This is a genomic window from Streptomyces sp. NPDC047974 (assembly GCF_040653375.1).
In the GTDB taxonomy this organism is placed as follows: Bacteria; Actinomycetota; Actinomycetes; order Streptomycetales; family Streptomycetaceae; genus Streptomyces.
Map to the genome: position 1 here is coordinate 1 of NZ_JBEZNU010000033.1, position 17587 is coordinate 17587.

Annotated in this window: 15 protein-coding genes and 1 riboswitch; of the genes, 13 read left to right on the forward strand and 2 right to left on the reverse strand. The window is 74.0% G+C overall.

Annotation, left to right across the window (positions count from 1 at the left end; genetic code table 11):
- The first annotated feature begins 317 nt into the window (after positions 1-317).
- From AB0E19_RS32310 to AB0E19_RS32320, 3 genes are all read left to right on the forward strand, one after another.
- A complete protein-coding gene (locus AB0E19_RS32310) occupies positions 318-1214 on the forward strand; it encodes a helix-turn-helix domain-containing protein (RefSeq protein WP_362186466.1) in 897 nt (298 codons plus the stop codon).
- A gap of 87 nt (positions 1215-1301) precedes the next feature.
- Positions 1302-1814, forward strand: a complete 513-nt coding sequence (locus AB0E19_RS32315; protein WP_362186469.1) for a hypothetical protein — start codon at positions 1302-1304, stop codon at positions 1812-1814.
- Positions 1815-1900: 86 nt separating this feature from the next.
- Positions 1901-3268 carry a collagen-binding domain-containing protein gene (locus AB0E19_RS32320; RefSeq protein WP_362186474.1) on the forward strand — a complete coding sequence of 456 codons (1368 nt, stop codon included), beginning with the start codon at positions 1901-1903 and terminating at the stop codon, positions 3266-3268.
- Here the strand turns inward: AB0E19_RS32320 and AB0E19_RS32325 are convergent.
- Positions 3193-5538 (reverse strand): YfhO family protein, encoded by a 2346-nt coding sequence (locus tag AB0E19_RS32325; RefSeq protein WP_362186627.1) that lies wholly within the window; start codon positions 5536-5538, stop codon positions 3193-3195. The genes AB0E19_RS32320 and AB0E19_RS32325 overlap by 76 nt on opposite strands.
- Positions 5539-5835: 297 nt before the next feature.
- Between AB0E19_RS32325 and AB0E19_RS32330 the strand changes: the two genes are divergently transcribed.
- The 3 genes from AB0E19_RS32330 to AB0E19_RS32340 all read left to right on the forward strand — a co-directional run bounded on the left by AB0E19_RS32330 (position 5836) and on the right by AB0E19_RS32340 (position 8644).
- On the forward strand, positions 5836-6831 hold the full coding sequence (locus AB0E19_RS32330) for a glycosyltransferase family 2 protein (protein WP_362186478.1): 996 nt from the start codon (positions 5836-5838) through the stop codon (positions 6829-6831).
- A gap of 122 nt (positions 6832-6953) precedes the next feature.
- Entirely contained in the window at positions 6954-7646 is a 693-nt protein-coding gene (locus AB0E19_RS32335; protein ID WP_362186481.1) for a SurA N-terminal domain-containing protein, read from the forward strand.
- Between the two features lie 26 nt (positions 7647-7672).
- Positions 7673-8644, forward strand: a complete 972-nt coding sequence (locus tag AB0E19_RS32340; RefSeq protein ID WP_362186484.1) for a nucleoside triphosphate pyrophosphohydrolase — start codon at positions 7673-7675, stop codon at positions 8642-8644.
- Here AB0E19_RS32340 and AB0E19_RS32345 read toward each other — a convergent pair.
- On the reverse strand, positions 8641-9846 hold the full coding sequence (locus AB0E19_RS32345) for a globin domain-containing protein (RefSeq protein ID WP_362186487.1): 1206 nt from the start codon (positions 9844-9846) through the stop codon (positions 8641-8643). The genes AB0E19_RS32340 and AB0E19_RS32345 overlap by 4 nt on opposite strands.
- A 257-nt stretch (positions 9847-10103) precedes the next feature.
- On the opposite strand from AB0E19_RS32345, the gene AB0E19_RS32350 reads away from it, so the two are divergent.
- The 7 genes from AB0E19_RS32350 (at position 10104) to AB0E19_RS32380 (ending at position 17451) form a co-directional block, all read left to right on the forward strand.
- Positions 10104-11378, forward strand: coding sequence for a cytochrome P450 (locus AB0E19_RS32350; RefSeq protein ID WP_362186630.1), 1275 nt, complete (start codon positions 10104-10106; stop codon positions 11376-11378).
- A gap of 217 nt (positions 11379-11595) precedes the next feature.
- The gene (locus AB0E19_RS32355; protein ID WP_362186490.1) at positions 11596-12666 is read left to right on the forward strand and encodes a transglycosylase family protein; all 1071 of its coding nucleotides are present in this window, start codon (positions 11596-11598) and stop codon (positions 12664-12666) included.
- 263 nt (positions 12667-12929) lie between these two features.
- Positions 12930-13107, forward strand: a riboswitch (cyclic di-AMP (ydaO/yuaA leader).
- A 4-nt stretch (positions 13108-13111) separates the two neighbouring features.
- Complete coding sequence (locus tag AB0E19_RS32360) at positions 13112-13843, forward strand: transglycosylase family protein (RefSeq protein WP_362186493.1); 732 nt, start codon at positions 13112-13114, stop codon at positions 13841-13843.
- 289 nt (positions 13844-14132) lie between these two features.
- Complete coding sequence (eno, locus tag AB0E19_RS32365) at positions 14133-15419, forward strand: phosphopyruvate hydratase (RefSeq protein WP_031013622.1); 1287 nt, start codon at positions 14133-14135, stop codon at positions 15417-15419.
- A gap of 90 nt (positions 15420-15509) precedes the next feature.
- Positions 15510-15980, forward strand: coding sequence for a septum formation initiator family protein (locus AB0E19_RS32370; RefSeq protein WP_362186497.1), 471 nt, complete (start codon positions 15510-15512; stop codon positions 15978-15980).
- A gap of 20 nt (positions 15981-16000) precedes the next feature.
- Complete coding sequence (locus AB0E19_RS32375) at positions 16001-16540, forward strand: DUF501 domain-containing protein (protein ID WP_362186500.1); 540 nt, start codon at positions 16001-16003, stop codon at positions 16538-16540.
- Positions 16537-17451: a Ppx/GppA phosphatase family protein gene (locus AB0E19_RS32380; protein WP_362186503.1), complete on the forward strand. Its 915-nt coding sequence runs from the start codon at positions 16537-16539 to the stop codon at positions 17449-17451. Before AB0E19_RS32375 ends, AB0E19_RS32380 begins: the two co-directional genes overlap by 4 nt.
- Positions 17452-17587 lie beyond the last annotated feature (136 nt).

Consider the following 17587-nt stretch of genomic DNA (forward strand, 5'->3'; position numbering starts at 1 on the left):
GTCGCCGACGAGACCACCGGCTACCGCGTCTCGGTGGAGCAGCTGGAGGCGGCCCGGACGGAGCGGACGAAGGTCGTCCTCTTCGTCCCCCAACCTCCCAACCCCTGAACCCCCACGTCAGCCGCGCGCGAAGCGTCACCCTCCCGGGGGAATTTGGTCAACTCGGCTGGATTCCGGGCCGGTTGCCTGGCATATGCTCACGCCGACCCCAACTGAAAAAGTTCGGCCCCCGGCCGGGACTGGCATCCCGATCGAGGGCCTGACCACGAGGAAGAAGGCCCTTCCCGATGGACACCCAGCACCCTAGCGTGCCCCGCGTGCGCGGTGGCGTCATCCACGACAACGTCCCCCTTGCGGAGTCGGAATCCACCCGCATCAGCAACAGGCTCCTCCAGGACCCGCGCCTCTCCTTCCTGGCGCGCGGCCTCGGCGGCTTCATCCAGTCGCTGCCCGACGGGACGAACATCAGCATCCGCACCCTGACGGAAGCCGCCGTGGAGGGCGAGGTCCGCGTGGCCGCCGCCCTGCGCGAACTGGAGGCCGCCGGGTACCTCGAACGGCGCCGGGTGCGCCTCCCCGGCGGTCGCCTGGTGACCCGCACGGTCTCGTGCAACGTCGCCCGCACGACCGAGGGCGAGGGCGAGGACCCCGAGCCGGACCCGGACCCGGACCGGGCTCCGGTCCCGGTCCCGGTCCCGGTCCCGGGACCCGAGCGGGAACGCGTGCCCGTGCCCGCGCGGGAAGTCCCGCCGCAGGCCGCCGCCCCCCGGTCGCCCGCGAGCCCCACCGCCCGCGCGAAGCAGACCGCCGATCCCGTGCCGGACGACCGCGCCACGCGGCTCCTGCGCGCGCTGAGCCGCGTGGACCCCCGGCTGATGCTCTCCTCGCGGGACGTCGTCCGTCTGGCGCCCGGCGTGCGGCAGTGGTTCGCGCGGGGGATGGGCGACGAGGAGGTCACCGGCGTGCTGACGGACTGCCTGCCGGTGCCGATGACACACCCGGCCGGCGTGCTCGCCTACCGGCTGACGCACTGTCTGCCGCCCGCGCCCCTCCTTCCGCCGCCCGACCCGCGGCCCCATGCCCCGCGCTGGGGCATCCAGATCCACGACGTACCCGTCTTCATGTCCTGCGACGCCTGCGACCGCCCGTTCCGCTCCTCGGCACCCGGCCTCTGCGAGCGCTGCGAAGCGGGCAGCGTGAACACCGCCGCCTGACCCGTACTCCGGGGACGGGGGGAGCCGAATGACGGCTTCCGCGCGTAGGGTTCGCGGCGTTCGCGACACGCGGAGGAGGGGGGCGCGATGGCCAAGAGGCCGGTGCGGGAACGGAGTTCGGGTCGGGGGCGGGTCCGTCGGGGCGCGGTCGTGCTCGCGGGGTGTCTGCTGCTCGTCGGGTGCGGGGGCGCGGAGGCCGGGGAGGTCGTCACCGTACCGGTGGAGACGGTGGAGACGGAAAAGCCGGTGGGCGCCGGGGAGGCGGGTGGTGCGGCTCCCGCCGTGCTGATGACCCGAGAGCCCGACGCCCCTCTCGTCGGGCTCTACGCCCACCTGCCCGGGACCCTCGTGGTCACCGAGGGCGGCTGCGTCGGGGTGCGGACCGCCGAGAGCGGGAGGACCGTGCCGATCGCGTGGGGGCACGGCTGGTCGGCCCGCGAGGAGGACGGCAGGACGGCCGTCCACGACCCCGGCGGCAGGCTGCTCGGCAGGGAGGGCGACCGGGTGGGCCTGGGCGGCGGGTTCACGGACGCCTTCGCCGAGCACCCCTGCGCCACCGGCCGGGTCTTCTCCGCGAACGACTCCCAAGCCACCAGGTGAGCCCGGCGGCCGTCCGCTACTGCATTCGACGGCAGGTCCGGGCGTGTCACGGGGGGTGAGCGAAGAGCCCCGCGCAATCTGCTCATATGACGAAGCCGTACCCGCTCCTCGGGATCGCCGCCTGCGCCGTCGCCGCCACGCTGGCCACCGGCGTGCGCCCCGCCGTCGCCGCCACCGTCGACACCGGCAACCCCGTCTCGGGCAACAACGGCTTCGGCGTGGTCGTCGAGACCGACGCGCTCCTCGGCTCCACCGAGTCCGAGGGGCCCGTCGCGGTCGGCGGCGACCTCTCCTACGGCGCCGGGTACAACGTCTCCCTGCACACCCCCGGCACCTTCACGGTGGGCGCCGACGCGCAGCCCACCGCGCTCCTCGTCGGCGGCCGGATCGACTACGGCGAGGGCAGCCCGGCCGGCGTCCTCAAGGTCCTCCAGGACGGCTACGTGAAGGTCGGTGATCTCGGCGGCAGCGAGGTCGTCACCCAGGACGGCAACGACGCCACCGTGAAGACCCAGGTCGTCGCCACCGGCCAGGGCCACGACTCCACCCCGCGGATCGAGCTCACCGTCGAGCAGCCGGCCCTCTCCGTCGGACCCCACCCCGGGCTCATGGACTTCACCGGGCTCTTCGCCACCTACCGGGACCGCGCCGACGCGCTCGCCTCCTGCGCCGCCACCGTCGAGGTCCAGGACCCGGGCCGGATCAGCCTCGACGACAAGCGGACCAACGTCCTCCGCCTGACCGGAGAGGAGCTGAACGACCTCTCCGAGCTGACCTTCCTCGACCGCCCGACCGCCGAGGGCCCCCTCGTCATCGACGTCGACACCACCGCGAGCGGCTCCGTCTTCACCTGGGACGTTCCCCATACGGCCGGGGTGAGCGGGGAGGACGCCCCCTACATCCTGTGGAACTTCTCCGACGCGACGGCGATCACGATCGCCACCGGCGACTCGGTCGAGGGCACGGTCTACGCGCCGCGCGCCCACGTCACCGACATCGACCCCGCCGACATCGAGGGCGACGTCGTCGCCAAGGCCCTCACGGCCGGTCCGCTGGAGGCCGCGCGCGCCGCCGACGTCGACGCCGGCGAGATCCACCACTTCCCCTTCGCGGCCGAGCTGAGCTGCGAGGACGGCACCGGTCCCACCCCCACCGCGAGCCCGTCCACGACGGAGCCGACCCCGGAACCCTCGACGACCGAACCCACCCCGGAGCCGTCCACCACCGAACCCGCCACCGAGCCCGCCCCGGAGCCCTCCACCACCGAACCGAGCCCCGAGCCCAGCGGCTACGGAGACGGCGGCAGCGACGGCGGCAGCGACGGCGGGGGCTACGGCGACAGGGGCGAGCTGGCCGACAGCGGTGCCGGTCTGCCCGCCTACGCCACCGCCGCGCTCGCCGCGCTCTGCGCCGCCGGAGGCGCGCTGTTGGTCCGCAGGTCGCGCCGCCGCTGACGCCGCCGCACCACCGCCAGGCCCGCGAGCGCCAGGACCGAGAGCCCGGCCACCGCGAGCCCGGGCAGCAGCCCCGGCGGGCGGAAGGAGCAGGTCAGGGTGGTGGCGCCGGTGACCGGGACGGCGAGCAGACCGGCGTACGGCTCCACGGTCCGGCCCTCGCAGCTCCAGCCGGGGACGGCGGGAGCGGCGACCACCGCCGTGCCGGTCACCGGGTGCGGGAAGCGGGCCGTGAGCCCCGTCGTCGCGGGGGTGACGGCGACCGCCGCCGAGCTCCGCAGCGCGTCCACGGCCGTCCGCAGCCGGTTCCGGTCCAGGCAGCCGAGCTCCGCCGGGCCCCGCCCGCCGGGCACCTCCGGGCGGACGCCGGGTGCGGTCTGGAGGCCCAGGGAGGCGAGCGCGGCCCGGCGCTTGGGCCCGCCGCCGAGGAGCCGGACCGGGGTGCCGCCGCCGAGGCGGGCCGGGCCGGTGCGCTCGGGTGCCCAGAGGAAGACCTCCGTGCCGACCGGGCAGGCCCCGGCGGCGGACGGGGCGGCGTACACCCGGGCGCCCAGGAGGAGTTCCTGGTTGCGGAAGGGGGACGGGCCGAAGGCCGGTGCCGGGCCCGGGGGCCGTGCCGTCACCAGCGGCAGCACCGCGTCCGTACGGACCACCTCGCCGTCCCGCAGGCGGGCGCCGACGCCGAACAGGGCGTCCACGACCGGGTTGTCGAGGCTCTGGAGGTTGCGGCCGCGGGAGGTCCAGCCGCCACCGAGGGCGGTGAGCAGTCGGGTGAGGACGGCGGGGGTGTGGCTGCTGTAGTAGGCGGCGCCCTGGCCGCCGAGGAGCAGCGGGTCGTTCCCGGCGACGCGGGGGAGGCCGGAGTCGGTGCGGTACGCGGGCCAGCCGTCGGCGGCCGCGAGGGCCGCCGCCCGGCGTTCCTGCTCCGGGCCGTACGGCGGGTAGTCGTCGAGGTGGGCGAGGCGCCGGCGGTCCGCGTACGCGGTCGTCGCGGCGGCCTGGCCGAGGAGCGCGCCGGTGACGAGCAGCGCGGTGAGGGCGGCGTACCGGCCTCGGCGCGGCAGGGCGAGGGCACCCGCGGTCGCGGCCAGGCCGGCGAGGGCGAGGAGCAGCGCGGGGCGGGTGGCGAGCTCGCTGGGGAGGGCGGCGGCGGTGAGGGCCAGGACCGCCGCGGCCCCCGCGGCGAGGGCCCGGCGGCCGGGCAGGCCGTGGGCGAGGCCGGTGTACGCGGCGATCACGAGGAGCCCGGCGAGGACGAAGGTCTGGCGGTACGGGCTGCCGTTGGGGGTGGCGAAGAGGTGCCACACCAGGTGCGTCGGGCCCCACTGGAAGGAGAGGGCGACGGCGAGGACGAGTCCGGTCCACACCCACCGCTCCCGTCGCGGCACGTCCCGCCGGAAGGCGAGCGCCGCCGCCAGCAGCAGGACCGGGGTGGCGACGAAGGCGGCCGGCGTGGAGAAGCCGTACGTCCCCGGCAGCAGCCGGGCCAGCGCGTCCGCCGCGCCCGCCGCCTCGAAGTCCCGGACGACCCCCGGGTGCGCCTGCCGCGTCGACAGGAGGACGGGCACGAGGACGGGGGCGGCGAGGCCCACGCCGAGGACCGTGGAGACGGCGGCACGGAGCACCGGGCGGGGGCGGAGGCCGCCCGTCGTGGCGAGCCGGGCGAGGAGGAAGAGGAGGGCGCCGAGGGTCGCCATGTAGGCCGTGTAGAAGTTCGCGGTCCAGCAGACGGCCGCGGTCAGGACCGCCAGCAGCGGGCGGACGCCCTCGCGGGCCCACTCGGCGACCAGGCAGAGCAGCGGGAAGGCGATCAGTCCGTCCAGCCACATCGGGTTGTACGCGCCCTCCACCAGCGACCAGCCGCACAGCGCGTATCCGGCGCCGAGGAGGGCGGGCCACCACCAGGCGGGGGCGGTCGAGAGGCGGCGCAGGAGGAAGGCGGCCGCGGCCGCCGCCAGGGCCGTCTTGAGGACGGTCAGGGCGTAGACGGCGTACTCGACGTCCGCGCGCGGGGCCAGGGCCACCAGCGGTGCCAGCGGGCTCGACAGGTAGGTGCCGTAGTCGGGGAGGAAGCTCGTGCCCCAGCCCGCCCGCCAGTCGAGCAGGAGGCCGCCGTCGGAGCGGCCGTGCAGCAGGTCCCACAGGTGCGCGTGGAAGGGGACGAACTGGTTGGCCAGGTCGTTCACGGACCGGTGGCGCGGCCCGAAGGGGAAGATCCGGGCCACGGCGTCCCCGGCGCAGACGGCGGCGACGGCGAGGAAGCCGGCCAGGGCGGAGGCGCCGGCCGTGGCGCGACGCGCGGAGGCCGTGGCGTCGGGGGCCGTGGCGTCGGAGGCAGGGACGTCGGAGGCAGGGACGTCGGAGGCAGGGACGTCGGCGGGCTCGGTTCGCAGGACGGTTCGCAAGCCGGTTCGCAGGGCAGTTCGCAAGGCAGTTCGCATGGCGGGTCGAATATCGCAGCGCCGGAGGGGCGGGAGGCGACCGGCGCGGGGCAGTTCACGCAATGGTCGTCTCGGCGTCACCCCGGCGGGGCGGGAGGGTCACCGGCCTGCCTTTGGGTGTCGGATGTGCTGCTCTCTCTCGTCGTCCCCTGCTTCAACGAGGAGGACGTCCTCGCCCGTTTCCACGACCACGTGACCAAGGAACTCGACGCCCTGGAGGGCGACTTCGAGATCGTGTACGTGGACGACGGAAGCCGCGACCGGACCCTCCCGATCCTGCGGGACCTCGCCGCCGCCGACCCCGCCCGGGTCCGCTTCGTCTCCTTCAGCCGCAACTTCGGCAAGGAGGCCGCCATGCTGGCCGGACTCCGCCACGCGGCCGGCGACGCCGTCGTCATCATGGACGCGGACCTCCAGCACCCGCCCGAGCTGGTGCACCGCATGGTCGCGCTGCACGCGGAGGGGTACGACCAGGTCGTCGCCCGCCGCACCCGCGAGGGCGACCGGGTCACCCGCACCCTCACCGCGCGCCTCTACTACCGGGCGATCAACCGGCTCGTCGACGTCGAACTCGTCGACGGCGTGGGCGACTTCCGGCTGCTGTCCCGGCGGACCGTCGACGCGGTCCTCGGGCTCGGCGAGTACAACCGCTTCTCCAAGGGCCTGTTCTCCTGGGTCGGCTTCCGGACCACGACCTTCGCCTACGAGAACGCGGTGCGCGAGGAGGGCCGGTCCAAGTGGACCTTCGGCAAGCTCCTCAACTACGGCCTCGACGGCCTCCTCTCCTTCAACAACAAGCCGCTGCGCGCGGCCGTCTACCTGGGCCTGCTGCTCGTCTCCCTCGCGCTCGCCTACGCCGGCTGGATCGTCGCCGACGCCCTGGCCAACGGCGTCGACACGCCCGGCTACGTCACCCTCCTCGTCGCCGTCACCGCCCTCGCCGGCGTCCAGATGGTCATGGTCGGCCTGATCGGCGAGTACGTCGGCCGCATCTACTACGAGGTGAAGCGCCGGCCGCACTACCTGGTCGCGGAGACGCACACGGGCCCGGAGACGGAGGGAGCCCGGGCCGACACCCGGGCGGCGGGTGCCTCGTTGTGGGAGTCGGTCGTCCGGAAGTGACCCCCGTGACGCGGTGACAGGGAAGTTGTCCCCGCGAAGTAGTGGCTACGGTCCCGGCGACTCCCTACCATCGATCACCGCAAGGTCGTCCAACTGACGCACGACCAGCCCGGGAGGCTCCTTTGCACCGCCGCGACCGCCGCCACGACCGCCCCGCACGCCGCCGCACCGCGCTCGCCCTCTCCGCCGCGTTCCTCGCCGCGGCCCCGCTGCTCACCGCGTGCGGCGGCGAGGCCCATCCGGGGGCCGCGGCCGTCGTCGGCGGCGAGCGGATCGACGTCTCCGCCCTGCAGGCCCAGGTGAAGGCCGCCCGGGACGCGCAGGCGAAGTCCCCGCAGTCCGCCCAGCTGATCGCCGCCACCGGCGACCTCGGCCGGCAGAAGCTCAACGGCATGATCTTCGACCGGATCCTCGACGAGGTCGCCGCCGACCAGGGCGTCACCGCCAGCCGCGCCGAGCTCCAGGAGACCCGCGAGGCCTTCGTCCGCGAGAACGGCGGCGAGGAGGGCCTGGAGGCCGTCCTGCTCCAGCAGCAGGGCGTCGCCCCCGGCCAGGTCGACGACGTCGTCCGGCGCAACGTCCTCATGACGAAGATCATCGAGAAGCAGGGGATCACCGAGACCCCCGAGGGCCAGCAGAAGCTCCAGGCGCTCTTCGCCGACGCCTCCGCCTCCCTCGACATCGACGTGAACCCCCGCTACGGCGCCTGGGACGACGCCAAGGTCCAGCTGGACACCGGCGCCGACACGGCCCCCTGGCTCCTGAAGGTCTCCAAGGACCCCGCGGCCGCCGGACCGGAGCAGCTGCCGGGCTGAGTCCGTCCCCGGGGTAGGTTCGGAGGGTGACTTCCGAGAACCCCGGCCGCGTCGTCCTGCTCACCGCCAGCCACCGGGTGGCGCCCGGACTGCTGTCCTGGCCCGCCTGGCAGGCGCTGCGGGACGCCGACCGGGTGCTCTGCCCCGACGAGCACCACCCCCAGCTGCCGTACCTGCGGGAGGCGGGCGTCGCCGTCGAGCACGTCCGCCCCACCGCCGAGGAGCTGGTCGCCGCCTGCGCCGGCGGCCGCACCGTCCTCGTGCTGCCCTCCGGCGAGGGCGACCGGGCGCTCACCGACGGGCTCGCCCGGCTCGCCGGCTCCGGCCGGGTCGCCATGCCCGACCTGGAGCTGCTGCCCGGCTCGTACGACCTCCCCGGTGCCCGGCTGCTCGACCTCGTGCAGATCATGGACGTCATCCGGCGCCAGTGCCCCTGGTCCTCGCTCCAGACCCACCAGGGGCTCGCCAAGTACGCCATCGAGGAGGCGTACGAGCTCGTCGAGGCGATCGAGACCGACGACCGGCACGAGCTGCGCGAGGAGCTGGGGGACGTCCTCCTCCAGGTCGTCTTCCACGCGCGGATCGCCGAGGAGGACGCCGAGGAGCCGTTCTCCGTCGACGACGTGGCCGCCGGGCTCGTCGAGAAGCTGATCCAGCGCCACCCGCACATCTTCGGCGACGAGACCGCCGAGACCCCCGAGGACGTCCGCGCCCACTGGCTGCGCACCAAGGCCGTCGAGAAGCGCCGGGAGTCGGTGACGGACGGCGTCCCCGTCGGCCAGCCCGGCCTCGCCCTCGCGGCCAAGCTCGCGAGCCGCGTCCGCACCGCGGGCCTCGACGCGCCGCCGCCGGCGGGCGAGGGGATCGGCTACGAGCTCCTGGCGCTCGCGGTCCGCGCGGAGGCCGAGGGCGTGGACCCGGAGGCGGCGCTGCGCGCGGCGGCCCGGGCGTACCGGGACGCGATCCGGGCGGCGGAGGGCGTCCGAGGCAGGGCCTAGCGCGGGGCCCGGGCCGCCGGGTCGTGCCAGTGGACCGCGGGGCGCTCCAGGAGCCATTCGGCGCGCGAGCCGGGACGGGTGACGAAGCGGCCCACCGGCGGGAGGAGGTCGTGGCGGGTGCGGGCCTCCTCGGCGCCCAGCTCCGCCAGGACCTCGGCGACCTCGGTGACGAAGCCGGGCGGGCCGGCCAGGTGGACGTCGTGGTCGGGCCAGCGGCCGCAGGACCGCAGCGCGGTGAGGAGGCGTTCGGTCGCCTGGGCGCGCGGGTGGCGGGGGGCCGAGGTGATGTAGGTGACGCTCAGGCCGGGAAGCCGGGCGGCCAGCCGCTCCAGCTCGTCGCGCCCGTACAGGTACTCGCGGGAGCGGGCCACCGCGAAGATCCGGCCCTCGGCGTCCGGGTCGGCGTCGGCCGCCTCCTCCAGGAGCGCCTTGACCGGCGCCCAGCCCGTACCGGCGCATATGTAGGTGCGCAGGCCGCCCGGCGCCGCCCGGTGGGTCGCCGCCCCGCCGGCCGCGCTCAGCCGCAGCGTCTCGCCCGGACGGACCTCGTCCACCAGGGCCGTGGACATCGCCCCGCCGGGGATCCGGCTCACGTGCAGGTCGAGGGTGCCGTCCGCGCGGGGGGCGTTGCCGAGCGAGTACGTGCGCCACACCCGCGGGACCCGGAGCGAGCTGACGCCGGCGTACTGCCCGGGGAGGAAGGGGTACGGCCGCCGGGGCCGGAGGGTCAGGACGGCGAGGTCCTCGCCGTGGAGCCGGTGGCCGACGACGTCCGCGTCCCACCAGGCGGGCTCCCCGGTGCGGGCGGCCTCGTCCGCGCCCCGCAGCATCAGCTCCGCGACGTGGCCGTACGCCTCCGACCACGCCTTCTCCGCCTCGATCGTCCACGTCGAGCCCGCGGCGTGCGCGAAGGCGGCGAGCAGGCTCTCGCCGACCGCCGCGTACAGGGCGGGGGTGGCGAGGTACTTCCGGTGGTCGCGGCCGAGCCGCTCCAGATAGGCGTCCAGGCCCGGGTCGTCGAGGCCGGTCACCACATGGGTGAGGGCGGCGAACAGCCGGTCGCGCTGCGGGACCATGTCCTCGGGGAAGAGCGCGCGCACGCCGGGGTTGCGCCAGAAGAGATGTGAGTAGAAGTACGTGACGGCGTGTTCGGCCCGTCTCTCGACGACCGCGAACGTGCTTCTGAGCAAGGCGAGGTCCACGCGGGAAATGTAGGGCACGGCCCGTCACGGCGTGATCACCGGCCGGTGATCACGTCAGGTCGGCCGGAGGGGCGCGCCGGACCGGACGGTACGGTCGGGGGGTGAGTGAAGGACCCGCCCCGACGCCCGGTACGCCCCGCGAGCCCCGTACGACCGGAAACCCCGGAACACCCGGAACGCCCGGCGAGGGCGGAGCCTTCGAGGGGGCCCGCGCCTCCGGCGGGGCCGGCGCGGGCGGAGCCGCGGGCGGCTGTCCCGTGTCGGGCGCGCCGGGGAGCGCCGGCGACGGGCCCGTACCCGCCTTGTTCAGCTGGGAGTTCGCCGCCGATCCGTACCCGGCGTACGCCTGGCTGCGGGAGCACGCGCCGGTGCGGCGGACCACCCTGCCGAGCGGGGTCGAGGCCTGGCTGGTGACGCGGTACGCGGACGCCCGGCAGGCCCTCGCCGACCAGCGCCTGTCGAAGAACCCGGTGCACCACGCCGAACCGGGCAAGACCGGCATTCCGGGCGAGCGCAGCGCCGGGCTCATGACCCATCTCCTCAACATCGACCCGCCGGACCACACCCGGCTGCGCCGGCTGGTGTCGAAGGCGTTCACCCCGCGCCGGGTCGCCGCCTTCGCGCCGCGCGTGCAGGAGCTCACCGACCGGCTCATCGACGACTTCGCGGCGCGGGGGAGCGCGGACCTCATCCACGAGTTCGCCTTCCCGCTGCCCATCTACGCCATCTGCGACATGCTCGGCGTGCCCGCCGAGGACCAGGACGACTTCCGGGACTGGGCCGGGATGATGATCCGGCACGGCGGCGGCCCGCGCGGCGGCGTCGCGCGGTCGGTGAAGAAGATCCGGGGGTACCTCGCCGAGCTCATCCACCGGAAGCGGGAGGCCCTCGGACAGGAGGGCGCGGACGACCTCATCTCCGGGCTCATCCGGGCCTCCGACCACGGCGACCACCTCACCGAGGCCGAGGCCGTCGCCATGTGCTTCGTCCTCCTCTTCGCCGGCTTCGAGACGACCATCAACCTCATCGGCAACGGCACCTACGCCCTGCTGCGCAACCCGGAGCAGCGCGCCCTCCTCCAGGCCTCGCTCGCCGCCGGCGGGACCGGCCTCCTGGAGACCGGCGTCGAGGAGCTGCTGCGCTACGACGGGCCGGTCGAGCTGGCGACCTGGCGGTACGCGACCACCGCCCTGACGATCGGCGGGCAGCCGATCCCGGCCGGCGACCCGGTCCTCGTCGTGCTCGCCGCCGCCGACCGCGACCCGGACCGCTTCGGCGCCCCGGACACCCTCGACCTCGCCCGCGGGGACAACCAGCACCTCGGGTACGGGCACGGCATCCACTACTGCCTGGGCGCGCCGCTCGCGCGCCTGGAGGCGCAGACCGCGCTCGCCACCCTGCTGACCCGCCTTCCGGACCTGCGACTTGGGGTCGATCCGGACGAACTGCGGTGGCGCGGCGGGCTCATCATGAGGGGATTGCGCACGCTTCCGGTCGAGTTCACCCCTTCCGCACCCCCGCACGGCACGTGACGGTGTGTCAGAAATGTGATCTTCGCGTGATCGCGAAGCCATCGACTTGTGACGGACGTTCGAATGCGGCTACCTTCGCGCCAACGTTCGGCCCCATCCCGGCCGTCCCAGGCGTACCCGCCGTCACCGCCGTCACGCGAAAGGCCCCGACATGCTTTCCGGAAACGGACGACACCGTCGACCCCGTCAGGCTCCCGCGATCGTCGTCACCGCAGGAGTGACCGGATCCGCGCTGGCGCTGCCGCTGCTCGCGGCCGGCTCCGCCTCCGCCGCCGACGCGTCCACCTGGGACCGGGTCGCCGCCTGCGAGTCCGGCGGCCAGTGGAGCGCCAACTTCGGCAACGACGCCTACGGCGGCCTCCAGATGACGCAGGAGACGTGGGAGCGGCACGGCGGCCTCGCGTACGCGCCCAGCCCCGATCTCGCCAGCCGCGCCCAGCAGATCGCCGTCGCCGACGCGGCGCTCTCCGCCGGCAGCACCGCCTGGGACACCTGTGCCCCCATCGCGGGCCTGAAGAACGACGGCAGGCCCACGGGCGTGCAGCCGGGCCCCGCCGTCCAGGAGGAGGACGAGGGCGGCGTGGCGCCCGAGTCCAACCGGACCGGCAGCGCGACCGTCTCCACCCCGCCCGCCGAGGCGGAGGAGACGGAGGCCACGGCGGAGGCGACGGAGAAGGCCCCGGAGGCCGGGAAGGGCGCCACCGCCCCGGCGACGCCGGCCACCCCCGCCACGCCGGCGACGCCCGCCGTGCCCGCGACCCCGCCCGCCACCGGCGCGGTCACGGCGCCGCCCGCGAGCGCCGCCCCGGAGACGCCCGCCGACACCGCGCCGACGGCCCCGGACGCCTCCACGGGCACGCCGGGCGCGCCGGAGACGCCCGGTACCCCGGGTGTGACCCCGGGCGCCCCGGAGACCCCCCTGGCGCCCACCACGCCGGTGACCCCGGGCACGGAGGGCGAGGCTGACGCGCCGTCGGCGACGCAGGGCACGGGCAAGCACCGGGGCGAGGCCGCCCCGGAGGAAAGCGACGTAACGGACACTGAGCAGGAATCCGGGCGTCATGCCGCAGCTGCGGACAAGCTCACCTCAACCCCCGTCAACTCGGACGCAAGCGACGCGTACACCGTGCGGCCGGGTGACAGCCTGTCGGAGATTGCTCAGGAGAACGATCTCGTCGGCGGCTGGGACGCCCTCTATGACGCCAACCGCCAGACGGTCGGGGCCGATCCGGACCTCATCCTCCCTGGTCAGAGCCTTGAACTGAAGGACGCCTCCGCGGAGAAGTGAGGCCGTTTCAGGGGCGTATGTCCGATTTTGGGAAAGTGAGACATGGGTCTCTTCGTCCCAACTGGCGTGTCACGTCCGCAAAGTTTGCTTCCGTCAGGCCTCACCTGCGCAAACGAGGTCTGACGGAGTGCAAGTAGGGGCGTTTTGTCCGACGTAAGCCTCTTTGAACTTCGAGCACCTGTGTGTCTACGGTCGTCACCGCTCGCCACCGCGGGCCCCGTCGACCGAAACGCCGAGTCCTGCCGTCGGCCGCCGGGAATGTCGTCGCGAAAGCGCCGTAGGCAGGAGTGGGGGACCCAAGGTTCGTGCCGGTCCCGGCCGTCGAGTCAGACGGACGGAACGACCGGCTAGGGGTGAAGCCGCACGCAAGGACGTGCGGCCGGGCGAACTCTTCAAGCCCGAACCCGACAGCTCACCTCACAGGCGTCGGTGAAGAGGAAACTCCATGCTGTTCTCCGGCACGGGCAAGCGTCGTCGTCCCTCCAAGGCCACCCGCGTCGTCGCCCTCGTCGGCGTCACCGGCGCGGCCGTCGCCGCCCCGCTGATGGCCGCCGGCACCGCTTCGGCCGCCACCGCCTCCGAGTGGGACCGCGTCGCCCAGTGCGAGTCCGGCGGCAACTGGTCGATCAACACCGGCAACGGCTACTACGGCGGCCTCCAGTTCTCGGCCTCCACCTGGGCCGCGTACGGCGGCACCGCCTACGCCCCCACCGCCAACCAGGCCAGCAAGTCGCAGCAGATCGCCGTCGCCGAGAAGGTCCTCGCGGGCCAGGGCAAGGGCGCCTGGCCGAGCTGTGGCGTGGGCCTCTCCTCCGCCTCCTACGACGGTGGCGCCGCCGAGGCCGCCGCCCCGCAGCAGAGCGCCCCGAAGCAGAGCACCCGGCAGAGCGCCCCGAAGCGCACCGCCGAGCAGCCCGCCAACCGCAGCGAGCAGCGCCAGGCCCCGAAGGCCCAGGCCGCCCCGCAGGCCGCCGCCAAGAAGACCGTCACCACCCCGACCGGCAAGAAGGTCAAGAAGGGCGACGGCGAGTACAAGGTCGTGGCCGGCGACACCCTCAGCAAGATCGCCCAGGCGCAGGGCGTCGAGGGCGGCTGGGCGAAGCTCTTCGAGCTCAACGAGGACGTCGTCGAGAACGCCGACCTGATCTACCCGGGCCAGCAGCTCCACCTGAAGTGAACCCCGGGGCACCGGTGAGTCCGGCGGCTCACCGGCGCCCGACGGCCCTCCCGCGGTGACCACCCCGGTCCCGAGCCCTCTTCCCCCGTGGCTCGGGACCGGGGTTCTGCCGTTACCGTCCAGTAGGTTCCGGGTCTTTCGTCCCCTACTGGATGCTCTTGGGCCCTTTTTCGTCCCAGGGGACGGGCGGTCGGCTGGCCGGAGCGCCGGAGCCGGTTAGGCTCTTGTCGCAAGGCGAACGAGACCTTGCGACCCATGCGTCACACCTAGCGTCACATCCCAGAAGGAGATGCTCGTGCCGTCCATCGACGTCGTCGTAGCCCGGGAAATCCTGGACTCCCGAGGCAACCCCACGGTCGAGGTCGAGGTCGGCCTCGACGACGGCAGCACCGGCCGTGCTGCCGTGCCGTCCGGTGCCTCCACCGGTGCGTTCGAGGCCCTGGAGCTCCGCGACGGTGACCAGAACCGCTACCTCGGCAAGGGTGTCGAGAAGGCCGTCCTCGCCGTCATCGAGCAGATCGGCCCGGAGCTCGTCGGCTACGACGCCACCGAGCAGCGCCTGATCGACCAGGCCATGTTCGACCTGGACGCCACCCCGGACAAGTCGTCGCTCGGCGCCAACGCCATCCTCGGCGTCTCCCTCGCCGTCGCGCACGCCGCCTCCGAGGCCAGCGACCTCCCGCTCTTCCGCTACCTCGGCGGCCCGAACGCGCACCTGCTGCCCGTTCCGATGATGAACATCCTCAACGGTGGGTCGCACGCCGACTCCAACGTCGACATCCAGGAGTTCATGATCGCCCCGATCGGCGCGGAGTCCTTCTCCGAGGCCCTGCGCTGGGGCACCGAGGTCTACCACACCCTCAAGTCCGTCCTGAAGACCAAGGGCCTCTCCACCGGCCTCGGCGACGAGGGCGGCTTCGCCCCGAACCTCGGCTCCAACCGTGAGGCGCTCGACCTCATCCTGGAGGCCATCAAGCAGGCCGGCTACGTGCCCGGCAAGGACGTCGCCCTCGCCCTGGACGTCGCCGCCTCCGAGTTCTACAAGGACGGCAAGTACCTCTTCGAGGGCAAGGAGCGCTCCGCCGCCGAGATGACGGAGTACTACGAGGAGCTCGTCTCCGCGTACCCGCTCGTCTCCATCGAGGACCCGCTGTTCGAGGACGACTGGGCCGGCTGGAACGTCATCACCGAGAAGCTCGGCGACAAGGTCCAGCTCGTCGGCGACGACCTCTTCGTCACCAACCCCGAGCGCCTCGCCCGCGGCATCGAGGAGAAGTCCGCCAACGCCCTCCTGGTGAAGGTCAACCAGATCGGCTCGCTGACCGAGACCCTCGACGCCGTCGAGCTCGCCCAGCGCAACGGCTTCAAGTGCATGATGTCCCACCGCTCCGGCGAGACCGAGGACGTCACCATCGCCGACCTCGCCGTCGCCACCAACTGCGGCCAGATCAAGACCGGCGCCCCGGCCCGCTCCGAGCGCGTCGCCAAGTACAACCAGCTGCTGCGCATCGAGGAGATCCTCGACGACGCCGCCGTCTACGCCGGCCGCAGCGCCTTCCCGCGCTTCAAGGGCTGACCTGCCCGGCACCTGTAGTTACGTACGTCCCCGCACACGGTCCCGTACCGTGTGCGGGGACGTACGCGCGATCAGGGGAGGGGAGACGGCATGGCCGTGAAGAACGGGGACCGGTTCTCCACCGCGACCCGGATCAGGCTGCTCGGCGAGCAGACCGCGGCCCGCGTCTACCGCTCCCAGACCCGCCGCCAGGCCCGGCGCTCCCGGCTCACCGGCCGCGCCGCCTTCCTGGCCCTCGTGGTCTGCTCCCTCGTCGTCGCCCTCGCCTACCCGATAAGGAGCTACGTCTCCCAGCAGGGCGAGATCGAGGAACAGGAGCGCAGGGCCGCCGAGGCGGCCCAGCGGGTCGAGGAGCTGCGGGACGAGAAGGCCCGCCTCCAGGACCCGGCCTACGTCCGCCGCCTCGCCCGCGAGCACCTCCACTACGTGCTCCCCGGCGAGACCGGCTTCACCGTGAACGAACCCGGGGCGGCCGACCGCCCCCGCGCCGACCAGGGCACGGCCGACCGGCCCTGGTACGACAACCTCTGGGACGGCGTCGACGACGCCGACCGCAACTGAACCGACCCAGGATCCGAGACATGGACACGCCTCCTCCGCAGACCGAACGCACCGAGCCCACCGAGGCGGACGTCGCCGCCTTCGAAGCCCAGCTCGGACGCCCGCCGCGCGGACTGCGCGCCATCGCCCACCGCTGCCCCTGCGGCAACCCGGACGTCGTCGAGACCGCGCCCCGGCTGCCCGACGGCACCCCCTTCCCGACCACGTACTACCTCACCTGCCCCCGGGCGGCCTCGGCCATCGGCACCCTGGAGGCCAACGGGGTCATGAAGGAGATGCAGGCCCGGCTCGCCACCGACCCCGAGCTCGCCGCCGCCTACCGCGCCGCGCACGAGGACTACATCGCCCGCCGCGACGCCATCGAGGTCCTGGAGGGCTTCCCCAGCGCCGGCGGCATGCCCGACCGCGTGAAGTGCCTGCACGTGCTCGTCGGCCACTCCCTCGTAGCGGGCCCCGGCGTGAACCCCTTCGGCGACGAGGCCCTCGCGATGCTCCCCGAGTGGTGGGCCAAGGGCCCGTGCGTGAATCCGTGCGCGGACGACAAGGAGTCCGTCAAGTGACCCGGGTCGCCGGAATCGACTGCGGCACCAACTCCATCCGCCTCCTCGTCGCCGACGTCCACCCGGACACCGGCGCGCTCGTCGAGCTGGACCGGCGGATGACGATCGTCCGGCTCGGCCAGGGCGTCGACAAGACCGGCCGGCTCGCCCCCGAGGCCCTGGAGCGGACCTTCGCCGCCTGCCGCGCGTACGCGACGGTCATCAAGGAGCTGGGCGCCGAGAAGATCCGCTTCGTCGCCACCTCCGCCTCCCGCGACGCCGAGAACCGGCAGGACTTCGTCGACGGGGTCGTGGCGATCCTGGGCGTCGAGCCCGAGGTCATCTCCGGCGACCAGGAGGCCGCCTTCTCCTTCACCGGCGCCACCGGCTCGCTGCCCGGCGACGACCGCCGCCTGGTCGTGGACATCGGCGGCGGCTCCACCGAGTTCGTCGTCGGCACGCGGGAGGTCGAGGCCGCCCGCTCCGTCGACATCGGCTGCGTCCGGCTCACCGAGCGGCACGTCCGCCACGACCCGGTGACCGCCGAGGAGGCCGAGGCGATCCGCGCCGACGTCCGCGCCGCCCTCGACCTCGCCGCCGAGACCGTGCCGATCGCCTCGGCCGCCACCCTCGTCGGCCTGGCCGGCTCCGTCACCACGGTCGCCGCCCTCGCGCTCGGGCTGCCGGAGTACGACTCCGAGAAGATCCACCACTCCCGGATCTCCGCCGCCCGGGTCGCCGAGGTCACCGCCATGCTGCTCGCCTCCACCCACGACGAGCGGGCCGCGCTCCCCGTCATCCACCCCGGCCGGGTGGACGTCATCGTGGCCGGCGCGCTCGTCCTCCAGGAGATCGTCGAGCGGGTCGGAGCCACCGAGGTCGTGGTCAGCGAGCACGACATCCTCGATGGGATCGCCCTATCCGTGGCATAGCGGGCAGCTATCGAGGCTCCGGCGACAGCCCGTCGGAAAAGCTTCGTGAAGTTCTTCACAAGGAAAAGGGCCCTGATGGCACCTAGGGGAGGTCTTCGGACCCTCCGAGGGGGCCCTCAGGGCCCTTTCGCAGGCG